This is a genomic window from Shewanella sp. 125m-1, assembly GCF_052977065.1.
This window is the reverse complement of the sequence record NZ_JBRILT010000010.1, coordinates 81,051-100,270: the sequence shown is the minus strand read 5'-3', so window position 1 is coordinate 100,270 and position 19,220 is coordinate 81,051. Positions and strand designations below refer to the sequence as shown.

15 protein-coding genes are annotated in these 19,220 nt (G+C 45.4%); 10 read left to right on the top strand and 5 right to left on the bottom strand.

Annotation, left to right across the window (positions count from 1 at the left end; genetic code table 11):
• The first annotated feature begins 90 nt into the window (after positions 1–90).
• From ACVBIK_RS07185 to ACVBIK_RS07170, 4 genes are all read left to right on the top strand, one after another.
• Positions 91–1,485 (top strand): PhoH family protein, encoded by a 1,395-nt coding sequence (locus tag ACVBIK_RS07185; RefSeq protein WP_447169379.1) that lies wholly within the window; start codon positions 91–93, stop codon positions 1,483–1,485.
• 181 nt (positions 1,486–1,666) lie between these two features.
• Positions 1,667–5,371 (top strand): response regulator, encoded by a 3,705-nt coding sequence (locus ACVBIK_RS07180; RefSeq protein WP_447159716.1) that lies wholly within the window; start codon positions 1,667–1,669, stop codon positions 5,369–5,371.
• A 243-nt stretch (positions 5,372–5,614) separates the two neighbouring features.
• Positions 5,615–8,017, top strand: coding sequence for a zinc-dependent metalloprotease (locus ACVBIK_RS07175; RefSeq protein WP_447163268.1), 2,403 nt, complete (start codon positions 5,615–5,617; stop codon positions 8,015–8,017).
• A gap of 321 nt (positions 8,018–8,338) precedes the next feature.
• Complete coding sequence (locus ACVBIK_RS07170; RefSeq protein WP_447159714.1) at positions 8,339–8,650, top strand: hypothetical protein; 312 nt, start codon at positions 8,339–8,341, stop codon at positions 8,648–8,650.
• Between the two features lie 144 nt (positions 8,651–8,794).
• On the opposite strand, the gene ACVBIK_RS07165 is transcribed toward ACVBIK_RS07170, so the two are convergent.
• From ACVBIK_RS07165 to ACVBIK_RS07145, 5 genes are all read right to left on the bottom strand, one after another.
• Positions 8,795–9,151 carry a DUF6677 family protein gene (locus tag ACVBIK_RS07165; protein WP_447169378.1) on the bottom strand — a complete coding sequence of 119 codons (357 nt, stop codon included), beginning with the start codon at positions 9,149–9,151 and terminating at the stop codon, positions 8,795–8,797.
• Between the two features lie 61 nt (positions 9,152–9,212).
• On the bottom strand, positions 9,213–9,587 hold the full coding sequence (locus tag ACVBIK_RS07160; RefSeq protein WP_447159712.1) for a hypothetical protein: 375 nt from the start codon (positions 9,585–9,587) through the stop codon (positions 9,213–9,215).
• 132 nt (positions 9,588–9,719) lie between these two features.
• Positions 9,720–10,118, bottom strand: coding sequence for a c-type cytochrome domain-containing protein (locus ACVBIK_RS07155; protein WP_447159711.1), 399 nt, complete (start codon positions 10,116–10,118; stop codon positions 9,720–9,722).
• A 205-nt stretch (positions 10,119–10,323) separates the two neighbouring features.
• Positions 10,324–10,980: a Qnr family pentapeptide repeat protein gene (locus ACVBIK_RS07150; protein ID WP_447169381.1), complete on the bottom strand. Its 657-nt coding sequence runs from the start codon at positions 10,978–10,980 to the stop codon at positions 10,324–10,326.
• Positions 10,981–11,046: 66 nt separating this feature from the next.
• Positions 11,047–12,408: an MATE family efflux transporter gene (locus ACVBIK_RS07145; RefSeq protein ID WP_447169377.1), complete on the bottom strand. Its 1,362-nt coding sequence runs from the start codon at positions 12,406–12,408 to the stop codon at positions 11,047–11,049.
• A gap of 246 nt (positions 12,409–12,654) precedes the next feature.
• On the opposite strand from ACVBIK_RS07145, the gene ACVBIK_RS07140 reads away from it, so the two are divergent.
• From ACVBIK_RS07140 to ACVBIK_RS07115, 6 genes are all read left to right on the top strand, one after another.
• On the top strand, positions 12,655–12,945 hold the full coding sequence (locus tag ACVBIK_RS07140; RefSeq protein ID WP_220782516.1) for a co-chaperone GroES: 291 nt from the start codon (positions 12,655–12,657) through the stop codon (positions 12,943–12,945).
• 96 nt (positions 12,946–13,041) lie between these two features.
• Positions 13,042–14,688: a chaperonin GroEL gene (gene groL, locus ACVBIK_RS07135; RefSeq protein WP_447159709.1), complete on the top strand. Its 1,647-nt coding sequence runs from the start codon at positions 13,042–13,044 to the stop codon at positions 14,686–14,688.
• A gap of 446 nt (positions 14,689–15,134) precedes the next feature.
• Positions 15,135–15,371, top strand: coding sequence for a helix-turn-helix domain-containing protein (locus tag ACVBIK_RS07130; RefSeq protein ID WP_447169376.1), 237 nt, complete (start codon positions 15,135–15,137; stop codon positions 15,369–15,371).
• 3 nt (positions 15,372–15,374) lie between these two features.
• Positions 15,375–16,676, top strand: coding sequence for a HipA domain-containing protein (locus ACVBIK_RS07125; protein WP_447169375.1), 1,302 nt, complete (start codon positions 15,375–15,377; stop codon positions 16,674–16,676).
• 159 nt (positions 16,677–16,835) lie between these two features.
• Positions 16,836–17,807 carry a transposase gene (locus tag ACVBIK_RS07120; protein WP_447169374.1) on the top strand — a complete coding sequence of 324 codons (972 nt, stop codon included), beginning with the start codon at positions 16,836–16,838 and terminating at the stop codon, positions 17,805–17,807.
• A 454-nt stretch (positions 17,808–18,261) separates the two neighbouring features.
• On the top strand, positions 18,262–19,176 hold the full coding sequence (locus tag ACVBIK_RS07115; protein WP_447169373.1) for a DnaJ C-terminal domain-containing protein: 915 nt from the start codon (positions 18,262–18,264) through the stop codon (positions 19,174–19,176).
• Positions 19,177–19,220 lie beyond the last annotated feature (44 nt).

Genomic DNA, 19,220 nt, shown 5'->3' with positions numbered 1-19,220 from the left:
GCAGTATGGAATTGTTGTTAACAAATTAGTAACCAACAAAAGGAGCTGCACCGATCTTGTAATTGACACTAATACACAATTGGAGGCGCCATGGAACAAGACGACAGAAAGTTGTTTGTACTGGATACCAACGTATTACTGCATGAACCTTTAGCTATCTATTCATTTAAGGAACATGACGTAGTCGTACCAATGACAGTTCTGGAAGAGCTGGACCTGATTAAGGATAGAAAACGAGACGTCAGCCGTGATGCTCGAGTTGCGATTAGAGCATTAGAAGATATTTTGGGTGGCAAAACCACGCCCGAGCAAATCGTCCAAGGGGTTCCCCTGCCAGGACGTGAAGACCATGCCGATGTCAGTGGCACCTTATCAATTTTCCCCGACCATCAAATCGAGTTTACCACTGGCAGTATGCCAGGTGACAATAACGATAACCGTATCATTAATACTGCGCTGCATCTGCAGGCGTTACATAAACCTCGTAAGGTGGTACTGGTTACCAAAGATATCAATATGCGCCTTAAAGCCAAAGGTGCGGGCATTGAGCAGGTAGAAGATTACCGTACCGATCAGCTTATCGATGATATTCGCTTTTTAACTAAAGGCTTTCATCGCTTCGAAGGGGATTTTTGGCAGCAGACCGATGAGGTGAAAACCCAGAGTGATGGTCGCCATACTGTGCATAGTGTACCGATCGATAAGCTCGGCGATGATCTGTTTTACACCAATCAATATTTACTCGATGAAAGTAGTGAGTTTTGTGGACGCATTGTCGAGAAGACTCCTACTGATCTTAAATTTTTAGACTTAAGTCAAGAAAGGCTGATGAACCTCGAAGCTTGGGGAATTAAGCCTAAAAATATTTACCAAGGTATGGCGATGCAAGCATTGCTGGATCCAGATATCGATCTGGTGATCTTAACGGGCCCAGCAGGTTGTGGTAAAACCTTGCTCGCGATGGCTGCAGCGTTAGAGTTGGTGGTTGAACGTGGTAAATATGAAAAAATCATCGTGACCCGTAATACGCCTGAAATTGCCGAGTCTATTGGTTTCTTACCCGGCACCGAAGAGGAAAAAATGACCCCTTGGTTGGCAGCAATCACCGATACTTTAGAGGTGCTGCATAAGAATGATGTCAACCCGAGTGGCAGCATGAACTACATCATGGATAAAGCCAATATCCAGTTTAAGTCGATTAACTTTATGCGCGGCCGTTCGATTCAAAATTCGGTCGTTATCCTCGATGAGTGCCAAAATTTAACGGCTTCACAGATCAAAACCATGATCACTCGAATGGGTGAAGGCACTAAGCTGATTTGTAGTGGTAACCTTGCGCAAATAGATTCTAATTATTTAACTGCTGTGACCTCAGGTTTAACTTATATTGTGGAACGTTTTAAAGACTTCGATGGCAGTGCAAACATCTACCTCAATGGCGTTGTACGCTCACGTCTTGCTGAGTTTGCCGAAGAAAACCTGTAACCAGCTCTGTTTTGGTTGATAAATGGATTAGGCCTCACACTTGTTGAGGCCTTTTTAACTTCTAAGTTACACTTTTAAGCTATTATTGAAAGCTATCTTACTGATATTATTAACGCCAAAGTCCTGTCTTTAAAATGGGCGCATTTGAATAATCTCGTAAAGAGTATACCAAGGGTTGTAAATGAAACGGATTGAGCCGACTCTTCAGCTAAAGTCAACGATTCAGAAAAACTATAATAGAGCCGTTTTTTACACCTATATCGGCGTAATCATCATGGCTTTGGGAACCGCTTGGATTTCATTCGACAATCAGAAGGCCCAGTTAATCGCCCAAACCGAAGAGTTAGTTGAACGTCACGTGCTACAGGTGGACTTGCTGCTGGAGTCGAGTATTCGTGCGGTTAAGAGTCTACGCAACGTTGCCGTCGATCATTTACGATTAGGGGAGCTGGTGCGTAAGGACCGCTTACCTCAGTATGAAAAATTTAACGAGAGTGGCCAGTTCTTTACCTTAGAGCCCAGCTACGCCAAAAGTGGTGATCCTTTCACCAACATGGGACGCATCACTGGTGCGGGTTCGCTTAATGGTCGCAGCGAACAGTTTTATCAAGAACTGGAGATGCTGTTTGAGCTTTCGCTGTCTTTTCCGGTTGCAAACGAAGCCGCGCCTAAAGCCTCTTCTATCTATTACATCTCTAAACGCCGCATCATGTCTTATTTTCCGTGGCCGTCAGATGAGCAACGCTTTCGTGATGAACTGCTTAACAAGAAACAGTTTCAGTTAGTCACTCCCTCGAATAACCCGCAGCGCAGCTTTGCCTGGAGCCCCGCTTATGTTGAAGCGACCGGTAAAGGCCTATTAACTACGCTTGGGGTACCCATATATCTCGAAGATGAGTTTATCGGATCGATCAACTTAGACATGACGCTGGCCTCGCTGAGAAAGCAGATCCGCTTGTACTTTAAAATGCCCGGCACGGTTATTTTGCTGGATCAAAATAATAATATTTTGACCCATAGCGATATCGACAACTCTGATATCAATCGTGTTTATCATATTAGCCAGAAGATCCCGTCTGAGCTGCACTCGATCCCAGAGTCGGAGCTGTTTGATGCCCACGAAGGCATTATCCGAAACGGTTATTATATTCACTCTGTTGCGTTACATAACGCACCGTGGCGCCTACTGTATCTGCAAGATGTCGACGACCTGTTTAAAGACTCATGGGAAAAGCTGGAGATGACATTCGTGTTAGTTGTCTTAGCATTATCGATTTTGGTGACCATAGTACACTGGCAGACTCGCCGCTCATTCGTTAACCCGGCATCTCGATTGCTGACTCACCTAGAGGAGTGTTCGGCGGAACCTATCAAACCTCCCGAGAAAATTACCGTGGGATGGGCGCCCTGGTTCCAGTTGGTGAGCCGGATTTTTGAAGAGAACAAACAATATACCCGGCATTTGGCAGAGCAAAATCGGCGACTCGATAAGCTGGTGGCGCAGCGCACCGAGCGACTAAAAGAGACCACTGAGCGCCGCGAACAAGAATATGCGTTGCTACGTTCACTGCTCGACTCGATCCCCGAAGCGATTGTGTTTAAGGACAAAGAGGGTCGTTACCTAGGTTGTAACAAGTCAGCTGAGCGTATGCTGGGCTTTAGCGAGAGTGAAATTATTGGCCAGTTCTCAGATGCACTGACACCTGACGAGCAGTCGTTGCGTATTCGCGCCGAAGATGAGCGGGTACTCACAGATAGAACGCCGCTACGTTATCAGGAAAAGGTAGAGCTTGCGGGTAAACCTGTGCTACTCGATACCTTAAAAATCCCTTTCTATAACCGCCGTGGTGAGCTGTTAGGCCTTATTGCCGTATGGCGTGATGTGACGCGAGAATATGAGTCGGCGGAGCAGCTGCGTTTATCGGAAGAGCGTTATCACTTAGCCATGGACGCGGTGGAAGATGGTCTATGGGATTGGTATTTAGACTCTGAGCAGATTATTTGTAACCCAGCCTACTATTCAATGCTTGGTTATAAGGTCAATGAGTTCCCAGCCTTAGCATCAACCATTGATGAGCTGATCCATCCGGACGATCGCATTCGTGTGCAAGAGTATCGCGAGCAATACCTTGCCAATCCTGTTGGTGCCTTCGATATCGAATTTAGAATGCTTGGCAAGAGCGGTGAATATCACTGGTTATTGTCTCGTGGCCGAGTGGTAGAGTTCACCCCGAATAATCAGCCAAAGCGTATGGTGGGGACTCACAAAGATATTACTCGCCATAAGCGTAACGAAGTTTCGATGCTAGAAGCTAAACAAGACGCGGAAATGGCTAACCTGTACAAGAGTGAATTTTTGGCCAACATGAGTCATGAAATTCGTACGCCAATGAACGCCATTATCGGTATGTTGCAGTTGGCGCAGCGCACTTCGCTCACGCCAAAGCAAAAAGATTACCTTGAGAAAGCCGGCTTCTCGGCGCACTCGCTGCTGCGGATCATCAATGACATCCTCGATTTCTCTAAGATTGAAGCAGGTAAGCTAGAGCTCGAACGCGTCGCCTTCCCGCTAGATAAGGTATTAGATCATGCGCTTGATCTAAATGGACTTAAGGCACAAGAAAAGGGAGTCGAGCTGCTCTTGTACGCACCTGTTACCGCTGGACTTATTTTAGAAGGTGATCCACTGCGTTTAGGGCAGATCCTGATTAATATGCTGTCTAATGCGGTTAAGTTTACTCAGTCGGGTGAGATTGAGCTTGGCTGTGAAGATGTGGGCGAGCGCGATCACCGCATTACCCTTAAATTCTGGGTACGTGATACCGGTATTGGTATTAGTAAAGAGCAGCAGGCGACCCTGTTTGATGCCTTTGCTCAGGCTGACGGGTCCACTACCCGCAAGTATGGTGGTACAGGTCTTGGGCTCTCAATCAGTAAACACTTAGTGTCGATGATGGGCGGTACCATGCAGGTTGAAAGTGAAATGGGGGTTGGCAGTACCTTTAGCTTCACCATTAGCTTTGAGATTGCCGAGGAGGCTGAGGTATTGCCGCTTGTCGTGCCTGAAACCTTAGGTAACCTTCAAACCTTAGTTATTGATGATAACCCAACGGCGCTGCAGATTTATTCGAGCGTACTAAGGGATTTCCATTTCAATGTCGACACGGCAGCAAGTGGGCCAGAAGGCCTATATAAGCTAAGTAAAAAACCTATCGATCTACTGTTGCTCGACTGGATGATGCCTGAGATGGATGGTCTTGAGGTGATTAAAGAGATCGATGCCATGGTGGCGGATGGTCGATTGGACAAGCGGCCGATCATTATCATGATGACCGCATACACTGCAGAGCCGATGCAAAAAGATGTCGCCGACGCGAACGTGTATGCCTTGCTGCAAAAGCCATTTAAAGCATCATCTTTATTCGATGAGATTATCTCAGCCTTTGCCGATGAGCCAAGTCTGAACCCTCTGCCAGATGTGATTGAAGAGGTGGGCGAACAAGACTCTGGTTATATTCTGCTGGTTGAAGATAACTTTATTAATCAGCAAGTGGCTACCGAGTTACTTAAAAGCGCGGGCTACACGGTCGATGTTGCCGAAAACGGGCAGATCGCCTTAGATATGATAGATAAAGCCAATTACGATGCGGTATTAATGGATATTCAGATGCCGGTGATGGATGGTCTTACGGCGACTAAAGAGTTACGTAAACGCTACTCAACCGAACAGCTACCGGTGATCGCTATGACGGCACATGCCATGTCTGGTGATAGGGAAAAGAGCTTAGCGGCGGGGATGAATGCCCATATTACCAAGCCGATAGTGCTCAATGAGCTGTTCGATACCTTGAGCCATTGGATAGCTGTGTGTGGCAGGAAGTCCTAAAGGCGAATGCCATAAGCACTGATGCTATAAACCCTGATGTGATAAACACTGATGTGACAAACACTGATGTGACAAACACTGATGTGACAAACATAGTCGCTTAAGTGATAGTTACTCAAATAGAACAAGATAGGCTTGCTAAAGTGCAAGCCTATTTATTAAGCTAATCAATCTTAATAATAAAAATAAAGATTATTGTATTTAACCGAATGCGATAGCGATCAACAAGATCAAGGAGATCGAATGAGACCCTACAAACTCGCGCTGGCAATTGCACTCGCCGTAGTGCCTATGACCAGTGCAGTGGCTGCCACTACAAACACTGCAACACTGATTAAAAAAAGCCAGGCAGCAACAGGTTTCATTAATCTGTTTTATGACGCATCATCAGGGGATCTTTACCTCGAAGCCAATAAGCTCAACCAGCCATTTTTAATGCTAACCAGCCTCCCCCATGGCGTAGGCTCTAATGATATTGGTCTAGACAGAGGCCAGCTTGGTCGAACTCGCATGGTGCAATTTGAGCGCCATGGCCCTTACCTTATTTTAAAGCAGCTCAATACAGCCTATCGCGCTAACACTGACAACGTCGCCGAGCAGCGCGCCGTTAAAGAAGCTTTTGCCGAGTCAGTGTTGTGGCGTGGCAAGTTGGTTACGGGGAAGCGTAATCTTGTTGCGATCAACGATTTAGTGCTTAACGATCTACACGGGATCAGTGACGTATTAGAGCAAACCAAGCAAGGCAGTTATCAGCTCGACAAGAGCAAGTCACTTATTTTGCCTGAAGGGGTTAAATCCTTTGAACGTAACAGCGATATCGATGTGTTACTCACCTTCGACGCTGCCAAAGGCGGTGATTATGTTGCCCAGGTCACCCCTGATGCTAAGCACCTTTCGGTACGCCTGCGTTATTCATTTATCGCGCTACCAGAAGAGGGTTATCAAGCACGCGCTTATCACCCTTTAAGTGGTTACCTGTCTGATGAGTATTTAGATTATGGTACTCGTGTTGATGAAGATATTCGTCAGCGCTTTTTATTGCGCCACCGTTTAGAAAAAGTCACCCCTGGCAGTGCACCGAGTCAGGTGGTTAAACCTATTACTTATTATCTCGACCCTGGCGTTCCAGAGCCAATTAGAACGGCACTGTTAGAAGGGGCGAGCTGGTGGGAAGATGCATTTACTCATGCAGGCTTTATTAATGGCTTCAAAGTTGAGTTGCTACCAGAAGATGCCGATCCACAGGATGTGCGTTATAACATGATCCAGTGGGTTCACCGCGCAACCCGCGGCTGGTCTTATGGTTCAGCGGTTACCGATCCTCGCACCGGTGAGATCATTAAAGGTCATGTCACCTTAGGCAGTCAGCGCGTACGACAAGATCACCTTATTGCCCGTGGTTTAACCGCGGGTTGGGAAGACAGAGCCGCCGCCGGCGATGCGGCAATGGCGTTAGCGCTGGCACGTATTCGTCAGCTGTCAGCTCATGAGGTGGGTCACACCTTAGGGCTCGATCATAACTTTGCCGCCTCAAGTAACAGTAATGCCTCGGTGATGGATTACCCGCACCCTATGGTGGCAATCAATGGTGATAAAATCGATATCAGTAAACCCTACGACGAAGGTATTGGAGCGTGGGATAAATACACCGTGGCTTATGGTTACGGTGAATTTGCCGATGGCAGCGAGGCTCAAGGGCTTAGCAAGCTACGTGATGATGTGGCTAAACAAGGCCTAAGGTATATCGGCGAGGCAGACTCCCGTACAGCGGGAGCGAGTAATGCCTATGCTAGCCTTTGGGACAATGGTAATGATCCCGTTGCCGAATTAACGCGACTTGCAGCAGTGCGCACCAAGGCAATTAATGATTTCTCTGCCGAGGCGCTACTTGCTGAGCAGCCTCAAGGCGAGCTTCAAGACGCATTTGTGCCTATCTACTTGCTGACCCGTTTCCAGATTGCTGCAGCAGCCAAAATGATCGGTGGCACCACATACAGTTATGGCGATGGTATCGATGGACAAACGTGGCACTATGTTGCGCCAGCGATTCAGCAACAAGCGCTAGAAGTCTTGCTAGCAAGCTTGTCACCAGAAGCGTTAGTTGTGTCTGAAAAGCTGCAAGAAGTATTGGTGCCTAAGGCGGGTAACTATTACAAAACTCGTGAGAGCTTCGACTCAGGTCTAGGGGTGATTACCGATCCTGTGGGAATGGCTGAAGTACTGAGCCGCTTGACCGTGTCACAGATTTACACTCCAGAGCGACTCAACCGCGTCAATCAGGCGTATTTGAGCGATAAAGAGCAGTTATCAGTGACCAAGCTGACCGACAAGGTGCTTGCTGCAACCTTGTTTAGCGATATCCCTACAGGACCAGAGCTAGGGGTGTGGATGCGCGTTAATGCTGTCACGCTTGATAGCTTACTTAGTGCTTATCATAACGACAAAACTCGCCCTGAAGTCAAAGCGCAGTTAGCAGAGCGCCTAACTTATACGGTTAAGCAGCTTAAACGCAAAGCTAAGCGTGTGAGTGCTTATGAATCGGCGCACTTTGCATGGTTGCAGCATGGTGTCGAGAAGGGACTAACCGATGCTAAGGCTAAGTTAATCACTAAGCCGTTGGCATTGCCGCCTGGCTCACCGATTTAAGGCTGACTATAAGGTTAAAGCCTAAGATTCTGCTCTCAGGTTAAGGCTTAGCAATAAAAAAGACGCGAATTATCGCGTCTTTTTTATTGCTAAGCCAAAACTGTCAATGAGCAAGCGAGTTATACCAATCCAGTCATAAAAAGTTAATTACCTCAGAAGGTTATAAAGTCATCCTATCTGATAAAAGCTGAACTCAGATTTAGCCTTTTATGTTTCATTTGTATCAAAATGCAATATTTGCCTCTTTTTTGTTCTCTAAAACAGTCGGATCACGTAGACTGATTGTTAATCGAATGTAGGCAAGTAAGATTGGAGTTGTAAATGAATAAGTTAACCAGCGTAGCCTTAACAGTAGCGATTAGCTGTATTTCCACCTCAGCAATGGCTGAGCGACCAGATTTCTCAAAAACAATAGCGGCAAGTGCCGATTATGATTTTTCAAAGAATATTCCAGCTAACCAAAAAAATAATATTCAGCGTGGCTCAACGCGTCATGACTTTTCAAAGCCACTAGCGGCAATGAATGAATATGATTTCGATAAGAATCCATATGCTAAAGTGACTCAGCATAAGCACTCATCGAGTCAGCATGACTTCTCTAAAACAGAGGCATTGCTAGACCGGACGCTGTAAGCGTTAGGCTTAACAGCAATGAAAAGGGCTACTGAACAGTAGCCCTTTTTTGTGGCTGAGTTTTAGCCGAGGCTCAGCTCTTGATACTGCTTAGTATTTGCTACTTATTTCTTACTTACTTATTTCTTACTTATTTCTTACTGATTAGTGCTTATGTTCTGCATCATCGAGCTGTTTGCCAAGACGGTAGGAGTCAATAATCCCAATGACCCATGCCAGAATAAATCCCATGGTAGCAATATTGATATAAAGCGCTTCATTACCAAGGGGCGCCTGGGTTACCGCACTGTAGATCGCATTAAGCTCAAGTGGGATCTCGCCATTTAATATTTGCTGAGAGATGATCTGCGCGCATTGATAAGCGTGCCAGAGTAAAAAACATAGACTGGTTACAGTGGTGACCAGTAACACTTTACCCATGGCGTATTTCTTAAGATAAAAATGGCCACTGCCAGGGCAAATAAAGGCAGATAGAAGTGCAGCTTTTATGGATGTTTTCATGATGTATCTTGTCTGTTTCGTCGTGTTTTGAACAGGACTTAATGGATGAGCCCAATAGCGATCATTCTAGATCGATACGGCGGATCGCTTGCTGCAAAAAGTCGACTCTCTGTTGCAGCTTAGCTTTATGCATATCCTCTTTGCGATTGGCTGCTAACTGACTGTTGGCCCCTTGCAGCTCTTGAACTAACCAACCACGGATCATGACATAGTAACGCGAATCTGTGCCGTATTGGCTAATCAATTCTAGAGCGTCGGCTGAGGGATGTTGTATGGCGTTATCGAGGGATTTTACCATCACGCCAATGGCATACTCTTCAGACTGCAACGGCTCACTGGCCATCGTTGGGGTGGCTATGACTGCAACTAAGACTGTAACTATGACAGGGACCCGCATTACTTTAATTACGAGTGAAAATAAGGCTGTAACATTCATTTTATGAGCGCTCTTTCTTATCGTGATGGGCATAAACAGTAACAGTAACAGTAACAGTAACAGGCAATAGCAGGGAACACCCATAAATTTTTGTTTATGGGTGTTGCATCAATAACGGCTGGCACAGGGTGTTTAATTATCCATGGCGCCTTGTTCAATCCAATCTTTAATCACTTTAATCTGCTCGCTGGTCAGGGGTTTCCTTTGACCTTGACTGGCGTGATCTTCATGATGCGGTGGCATCTGGATAGACGAGTCGAGCTGATGATCGATTGCGAGATAGAGCGTGCTCGATGTAGGGCTGTTAGCCACAACCACAGGCCCTTTGTTTGTACCTAGCATTAGGCTCGCGTAGCTATCGAGTATTAATCCTGAGCTTTGTGTGCCTTCACCCGTGGCTGAGTGACACTCAATACAAGATGCTTGGAAGATAGGTTGCACTTGATGTTTAAAGCTGACATTAGGAGTCAGGCCTAAAAAAAACACCAGAAAAATTAATGCAGACAGTAAGAGGATTTTGAGGGCGGTCATAATGACCTCCTTAAATACAAAAGTAATATAAAGCCGACTCACAGCCGAGTTTACAGTTACCTTAACTATAGTTGTTACTGCTAAATAACGTGTGTTAAGCGAAGGGGAACTGGAGCGGTAGCAGGCTTTATTGCGCTCAAGTTGATGCAGAATAATTTTTGCTGTGCAGCGATATGCCAGGCTAGTTGTTGTGAGCGACGACTGCCTAATCGGGCGTCACAATCAGGCCTAACTGCGCAAGTAGCTGCTCCTGTTGCCACTGATTAATCATGACACCTTCAAGGCTCACTACGCGCAGATCGAGTCCATCGAGTTCAACTCGGGTGATATTCGCACCTTGTAACTCAAAGCTGCCCCATTGTTCTGGCGAGAACTCGCCGCCGCTTAAATCGCTGCCTTTCATCGATGCGCCAGTTAAATTAGCGCCACGCCAGCGATTATCAAATAGCTCACACTCTTCCAGTAACATGCCGCCAAAATCGGCATAGGCTAAGTTACAGTTGGTGATATAGGCCGAGCAGAAATAGCTTTTCGGAGTGATGTAATTAGCAAAACTAGCGCGGCTAAAGTCGCTACCTTGTAGGTTAGACTCACGCATCTCAAGGCCGTAACAACGGGCCCCTTTAAAGATCGCCATACTCAAATTACAGTGCTTAAAGCTGGCATTGGTCAGGGTGGCGTAACTAAAGTCACAGCCCTTATCCTCACCTGGCACAATAAACTTACAGTGGATAAACTGGGCATCAGTTAAGTCGCTATGATTAAAGCGGCATTGATAAAAGCTGCAGCGCTCAAAGCGCGCATCTTGCAAGTCCTGATCAGAGAAGTCTTCATCATTAAAGATTTGGTCAACGGCGTGCATGAGCTGTTCCTTAGCGGTAAACGTTGCATTAACGATAGCCTCTGCAATTGGCATTTAGCATTAGCGTTAAGCTTGGCTAACAGTGATATCGGTTTTCTCTGGCTCCGAGATCCGTGTCGCCAAAATATAACAGGCAATACCCATAATCGCGTTAGTAATAGGTAGCGCTAAGAGCAAACCTTTCACTCCACCTAAATATGAGCCCAGCGCCGCTAACGGCAGCATGATTAAAAACAGACGGCACACGTTTAAGATAAGTGAGCTCATCGGCCTGTGATAGGCATTAAGTGAGGTCGCCACTAAAATCACCACCCCAAGCGGACCATAAGCAGCTGGCATAACTAAAATATAGAAACTGAGCCATTCAATCACCTGCGGGTCGCTACTAAACAGCTCTGCCAATGGTCTGGCTAAAAACAGCAGTGGTAAATACAGCAAGGTTTGGAACACCAATACAAATTTAAGTGACAGCAATAGCGCGCTACGGGCACGCATGGTTTGCCCCGCGCCCAGGTTTTGCGCCACAAATGGCACTAGGCTAGATGACAACGCCATTACTGCAATCAGCATTACCGACTCTAAGCGAGTTCCGGCACCAAAGGCCGCCACCGCGCTGTGGTCGATACGCGCCAGCATCGCCATAATAATGGCATTGGCTAACGGGTTAAGTAAGTTCATCATCGCTGCAGGTTGAGCAATATGCGCCAGCTGCTTCCAGTTGCATTTCAGGCGAGTAATGTTGAGTTCAACAAAGCCGACTAAGTGGCGCTTAAAAATCAGTAGATGAGTCGACAGTGACAGCGCCACCACCCAAGAGATCACCGTCGCAATCGCCGCACCCTCAATCTCTAAGCGTGGGAATGGCCCAATACCAAAAATCAGTAATGGGTCGAGAATAAGGTTGATTAATGCCGCGAGCATCATGATTTTTGCTGGAGAACGAGTATCCCCTGTGGCGCGCAGGCCTTGGTTACCCACCATTAGCAGCACCAGTAGTGGCGCCCCTAAGTACCAGATAAACATATAGTCATGAATAAGCGGTAAGCTGGACTGGTTGGCACCAAGCAGGCTAAATAGCGGGTCGATACACAGGCTGCCGAGTAGAGCGATAAAGGCAATCAACAAGAAGGTCAGCATTAATGCATCGTGTAAAAACACCTTTGCTTTATCTGCATGTCCGCCGCCAATCAAGCGCCCTAGGTTAGTCGATACTCCAGCGCCAATACCGATAGCAATACTTGAAATAATCAAGGTCACGGGAAAGGTAAAACTGATCGCCGCTAAGGCTTCGGTGCCTAATTGGCTGATAAAAAAAGTGTCAACGAGGCTGAACCCGAGAATGGTTAAAATACCAATCAGGTTTGGAAGGCTCATATTTAGCAGTACACGACCAATTGGCTGAGATAGCAGCCCGTGTCTGTCTTTCATAGGGAACTCTTGCCTAGTCTTTACTCGGAGGGCGAATTCTATCAGGATTGCCACAAATTTTATCCGGCTGGGTCAAAAAAATCGGATTTATTTTGTAAATGGGGCTTGGAACCGAGCACATTAACCCCCATGTATCGAACATCAAGCGACAGTTTTGGTTTTACTTAAGTGAAATCGAGTAAAGTCGTTACTATCTTTAAAAGCCTGCAGATAAGTTAGGCATAAAAACAATTGGAGTATCCATCGATGAATATTCGTCCATTACATGATCGTGTCATAGTTAAGCGTTCAGAAGTTGAATCAAAGTCAGCGGGTGGCATCGTGCTAACAGGCAGCGCAGCAGAGCAATCTAGCCGCGGTGAAGTTCTTGCTGTAGGCAACGGACGTATTCTTGAAAACGGTACTGTTCAGCCACTTGACGTTAAAGTTGGCGACATCGTTATCTTCAACGAAGGTTACGGTGTAAAGAAAGAAAAAATTGATGGTGAAGAAGTGCTAATCCTTTCTGAATCAGATCTAATGGCTGTAGTGAGCTAATTCACTCCATTTAGACATTTTCCAATACTGATGCGTGATCGAGCGACTGGCCAACAACGCATTAGTCATTTCAAAAGAATTTAAAGGACATTAAAGATGGCAGCTAAAGAAGTATTATTTGGTAATGACGCACGCGTAAAAATGCTAGCAGGCGTTAACGTTCTAGCTAACGCAGTTAAAGTTACCCTAGGCCCAAAAGGTCGTAACGTTGTACTAGACAAGAGCTTTGGTGCTCCACTTATCACTAAAGATGGTGTGTCAGTAGCAAAAGAGATCGAACTAGAAGATAAGTTCGAAAACATGGGCGCACAAATGGTTAAAGAAGTTGCTTCTAAAGCCAACGATGCAGCCGGTGACGGTACTACAACTGCAACAGTACTTGCGCAAGCAATCGTAACTGAAGGCCTAAAAGCCGTTGCAGCAGGCATGAACCCAATGGATCTTAAGCGCGGTATCGACAAAGCGGTAATCGCTGCTGTTGCCGAGCTTAAAAACCTATCTCAAGAGTGTTCAGACACTAAAGCGATTGCTCAAGTTGGTACCATCTCTGCTAACTCAGACGAGTCAATTGGTGAAATCATCGCAACTGCGATGGAGCGCGTAGGTAAAGAAGGCGTTATCACTGTTGAAGAAGGTCAAGCACTAGAGAACGAGCTAGACGTAGTTGAAGGTATGCAGTTTGACCGCGGTTACCTATCTCCATACTTCATCAACAAGCCAGAAACTGGCAGCGTTGAACTAGAAAGCCCATTCATCCTTCTAGTAGACAAAAAAGTATCTAACATCCGTGAATTGCTACCAATCCTTGAAGGTCTAGCTAAAACAGGTAAGCCACTGCTTATCGTTGCTGAAGACGTTGAAGGTGAAGCACTAGCAACACTAGTAGTAAACAACATGCGCGGTATCGTTAAAGTTGCTGCTGTTAAGGCACCAGGTTTTGGCGATCGTCGTAAAGCAATGCTACAAGATATCGCTATCCTAACTGGCGGTACTGTTATTGCTGAAGAGATTGGTCTAGAGCTTGAAAAAGCCACTCTAGAAGATCTAGGTACTGCTAAGCGCGTTATCATTACTAAAGATGACACAACCATTATCGACGGTAACGGTGAAGAGGCTCAAATCAAGTCTCGCGTAGCACAGATCAAAATCCAGGCTGAAGAATCTACGTCAGATTACGACAAAGAGAAGCTTCAAGAGCGTATGGCTAAACTTGCAGGCGGCGTAGCCGTAATCAAGGTTGGCGCAGCGACTGAAGTTGAAATGAAAGAAAAGAAAGCACGCGTAGAAGACGCACTACACGCAACTCGCGCAGCGGTTGAAGAAGGTGTGGTTGCTGGTGGTGGTGTTGCACTAGTACGCGTAGCAAGCAAAATTGGTGAAGTAGAAGTACTTAACGAAGACCAGAAGCACGGTGTGATCATCGCACTACGTGCAATGGAAGCGCCACTACGTCAAATCGCTACTAACGCGGGTGAAGAAGGTTCAGTTGTTGCTAACAATGTGAAGAACGGCACGGGTAACTACGGTTACAACGCAGGTAACGACACATATGGTGACATGCTAGAGATGGGTATTCTTGACCCAACTAAAGTAACTCGTAGCGCGCTACAGTTCGCCTCTTCAATTGCCGGTCTAATGATCACAACCGAGTGTATGGTTGCTGAAGTTAAAGACGATGCAGCTGATATGGGCGGCATGGGCGGTATGGGTGGTATGGGCGGTATGGGCGGCATGGGCATGTAATCTAACTGGTTAAAATCGTTTATAGCTGCGTTACCTTGCCACTCGTTTAAGAAAGCTAAACGTCGTGGCAAGAAGCCTTGCTCTAAAGCGATTTTTCCTGCGTTAGAACGTAAAGCCTATGTTGGTCTATAGCCTAAAAACTTAAAGCCACTTCTTGTAAAAGAATAGAAAAACCCGAGACTTGCAACAGTGTCGGGTTTTTTAATGCATGAAATTTAGCAGGATAAGCTATCGGGCGAGGTTAAGCAGAAAAGTGTAGTCAGTTACACTTTTAGGGTGTTTGATGGCAAGCCTTGCTCAATAGTGTATGAAACTACACCTTTGGTGTTGTTCGATGTATAAACCTGATTAAAGTGTATGTTGTTACACTTCTATGTTGAATAATCGAACATTCAGGGCTAAAGTGTAGCAAGGTACACTTTTAGTTAGCATTACGGAATTTAGTTATGGGCTTTTCACTCGATCAACACTCATTGGGCTTACAGGTTAAACAAAGCCGTAAGCAAGCGGGGCTGACTCAAGAGGTGGCGGCCATGTTGTGTGGTGTCACTAAAAAGACCTTTATCCGAGTAGAAAAAGGTGAAGATGTTTATATCTCTACAGTGTTTAAAATCCTCGATGGTTTAGGTATTGCGATTGTTGCGAAGCAAAACAGTAGTGACAACGCGAGTGGGTGGTACTAACAGATGGCCACGGCTAACAAGCTTGTTTTAGACATGCACCTTGGTGAGCAAATTATCGGTGAGTTGTCGTTCGATACCGCAACTGAGGTATTTTCGGTTAGCTACAGTAATGCTTGGCAACAAGATGGCTTTCCAATTTCCCCAATGATCCCACTTAATGGCACAGGCAGCAGTAATCAAATCTCAATGTTCTTGGTTAACTTGCTGCCCGAGAACAAAGGGCTCGACTATCTGGTTGAATCGCTAGGTGTGTCTAGGGGCAACACCTTTGCGCTTATTCGTGGCATTGGTTTAGATACCGCAGGTGCAATTGCCTTTTCCCTCAAAGGAACATTACTACCTCAGACGTCATTCAGAGAGATAAGCGATGCTGAAGTTATTAAGCGCCTCGAAGATCCAGATGTTTGGCCAATGGAAGTGTGGGATGGTAAGCCAAGGTTGTCGGTCGCTGGTGTGCAGTCAAAACTGAATCTGTTCTATAACGGTGAGGCATTCGGCTTTGCTGATGGCGCGCTTTCGTCTACGCACATTTTGAAGTTTGAAAAGCATCAGCATTTAGTCATTAATGAGTTTCTGACCATGCGCTTAGCTAAAGCTATATCGATGAATGTAGCCAATGTTGATATCAGTTACTTTGGCCAATATAAAGCGCTTTGTGTTGAGCGTTTTGATCGCCGCTATTTGCCAGATGAGCAAAAAGTGCTGAGACGGCATATTATTGATAGCTGCCAAACACTCGGCTTTAGCGTTAACAAAAAGTATGAGCGTAACTTCGGTACTGGCCGTGATGTAAAAGATATCCGTGAGGGCGTTAGCTTTGCAAGGTTGTTTGGTTTAGCGAGTCAGTGCAGTAATCCTGCGGCTGCTAAACAAGATATGCTGCAATGGACGTTATTTAACTTACTTACCGGCAATGCCGATGCTCACGGTAAAAACTACTCATTCTTTATGACGCCCACAGGCCTCGTGCCTACGCCGTGGTACGACTTGGTATGTGTCGCGCTATACGATGAATTTGAGCAAGAGTTAGCAATGGCGATCGATGATGAATTCGATCCAAATAAGATCTATGCCTATCAGTTAGCCTCGTTTATCGAAGACATCGGCTTGCCAAGGGCGTTGCTAGTTAATAATTTGACTCAAATGGCCACCAAGATAACCCAAACCATAGATGAGGTTATCGCTATGCTGCCAGCGCTTGATAAGGCCGAGCAAGCCTTTGTCGATGCTTATAGAAAGCAGCTATTGGCAAGGTGTGAACGCTATTTAGCTATGGCGCCTGAAATCAAAGAGATTGAGTTGTAGTTCGCCTTGCTCTAACACGGTTTATCAGGCGCAAAATTAGCCAAAATGTCTGCTGGTCTATTGAAGCCAATCGAATAGCCAATCGAAGACACCCATTCTTAATGGCATGTTTTGCAGCCTCTTACTAGGCTTTAGGTATTGCTTAAGTAGGAGGTTGTTATGCCCCGTGCAAGAAGTACCTTAATTAGTCTTGAAGATACGCCTTATTATCATTGTTGTAGCCGAGTTGTTCGCCGTGCCTACCTGTGTGGTGAGGATAAATATACAGGTAAGAATTATGACCATCGTCGTGGTTGGATTGAAGCGCAAATACTCAAGTTAACGGAGGTTTTTGCGATAGATGTTGCGGCCTATGCAGTGATGAGTAACCATCTGCATGTAGTGCTTTATATTGACCTTGAAATGGTGAACAGTTGGTCAGATAGAGAGGTCGTTGAGCAGTGGCACAAACTGTTTAATGGTACTGATTTAACACAGAAGTTTGCTAAAGGTGATGTGATAGAGGAGTGCATGGTAGCCGCACTCAAACACCTTATCGCGACTTATCGCTCACGTCTGAGTGATATCAGCTGGTTTATGCGCTGCCTCAACGAACCTATCGCTAGACAAGCCAACTTCGAAGACAATTGCACTGGGCATTTCTGGGAAGGACGATTTAAGAGCCAAGCCTTATTGGATGAGGCTGCTGTGCTAGCTTGTATGGCTTATGTAGAACTCAATCCTATTCGGGCCAAAATGGCGAGGAGCCCGGAAGAGTCTGATTACACCAGTTTGCAGTTAAGAGTTAATGCTGCTCTTAAAGGAAAACAACCCGATAAGTTATTGTCGTTTATTGGTAATGAGAGGAAGCGCCAACCAAAAGGCATTCATTTCTCGCTGCAAGATTATTTAATGCTTGTAGATGAGACTGGCCGAATCATTCGTGATGATAAACCCGGTGCTATTTCTCCTAGTGCTGAAAGGCTATTGAATAGACTTAATATTCCAAGTGAGAACTGGGTCAAGCTTGCTACAGATTTTGGTAAGTTGTTCCATGGGCCAGTTGGTTCGTTACAGGAGTTAACTGACTACTGTGAACATCTCGAAAAAAGGCGACGGCACTTTGTCGGAAGTTGTTACGACCTCAGATAAGTAAATCCGTTAAACTCAGCAATTCCATGTTATTAGCAGCCTAATATTCTATGTTGTCTTTCTTCGTCCAAATTTCATCATTTTAGCGACTAAACAATAACTTTTAAGACTTTTCACCCATTTTATCTGAATCAGATGACAACTGACTTGCCCTGCAAGTAGCATTTTTAGGACGGTTAACTATGTTATTGATTAATAATGGGTGGCAGGGTTTTAGCACAAAGTAGAAGTTATTGGTTACTTATGGGTGGCGATGACTTTTTGCATTATTGATTATTAATGTGTGGCAATGGCTTTTGGGATTACAATAGCGGCGCAAGACAAGGTTGGACTAAATAGTCACTTATGCTCATATTCTCAGGTTGTTTGGGTATAGATACATAAGCTTGTTAATTTTTAGGGCGTAGATAAACTCATGGCCCTTTTTTGAGATATACATTAGTGAGGGTTTAGCATGTCTAAACAAGATTATTACAGCGTGCTAGGTGTTTCAAAGGCCTCCTCAAATCAAGAGATAAAAAAAGCCTATAAAAAGTTAGCGATGAAGTACCATCCCGATAAAAACCCTGATGATGCTACAGCAGAAGTAAAATTTAAAAGTGCTAAAGAAGCGTATGAAGTACTGACCGACACAGATAAGCGTCGCAAATATGATCAATTTGGTCATGCCGGGCTTGAAAACAGTGGCCAGGGTGGGCGTCATTACAGTCAAGATGGATTTAACGACATGTTTGGTGGCGGATTTAGTCAGCGTGAACGTGGATTTGGTGGCCAAAGCTTTGATGGCTTTGATTTTGAAGATATGTTTTCTCAATCAAGAGGCGGACAAAGTCGAGTTCAAAAAGGCCAAGATAAAGAGTTTGTGTTCACTGTAGACTTTGTTGATGCGGTGCAAGGTGTTGAGAAAGTCGTTGAATTACCGGTTAATGGCGAAACTAAAAAGATAAAGGTTAAGATCCCTGCAGGTATTAAAGACGGTGAAAAAATACGTTTCACCGGCAAAGGTAGTGCTGGTCTGCATGGTGGGCCCGCTGGTGATCTATTGCTGACTATAGCAACCCGCGAACATGCGTTTCTTGAGCGCGAAAACAACGATCTAATTTATACCACTAGCGTCGATATGGTGATGGCGGCATTGGGTGGCGAGCTTGAAGTTAACGTATTAGATAAGCGTTTTAAGCTTAAAGTGCCTGCAGGGACTCAACCGGGACGTAAGTTCAAGATAAAGGGTAAAGGTGTTACGGATCGTAAGGGGGCGACTGGTGATTTGTTTGTGAAAATTAAAGTTGAAATCCCGCAGGATCTAACTGAACAGCAGCGTTCATTACTGGAACAATTTAAAGCGTTAACGGAAGTGAGTACACTTTAAATTGGTTGCGCACTGAGCCATATTACATAAGTGCATAAGCCTAA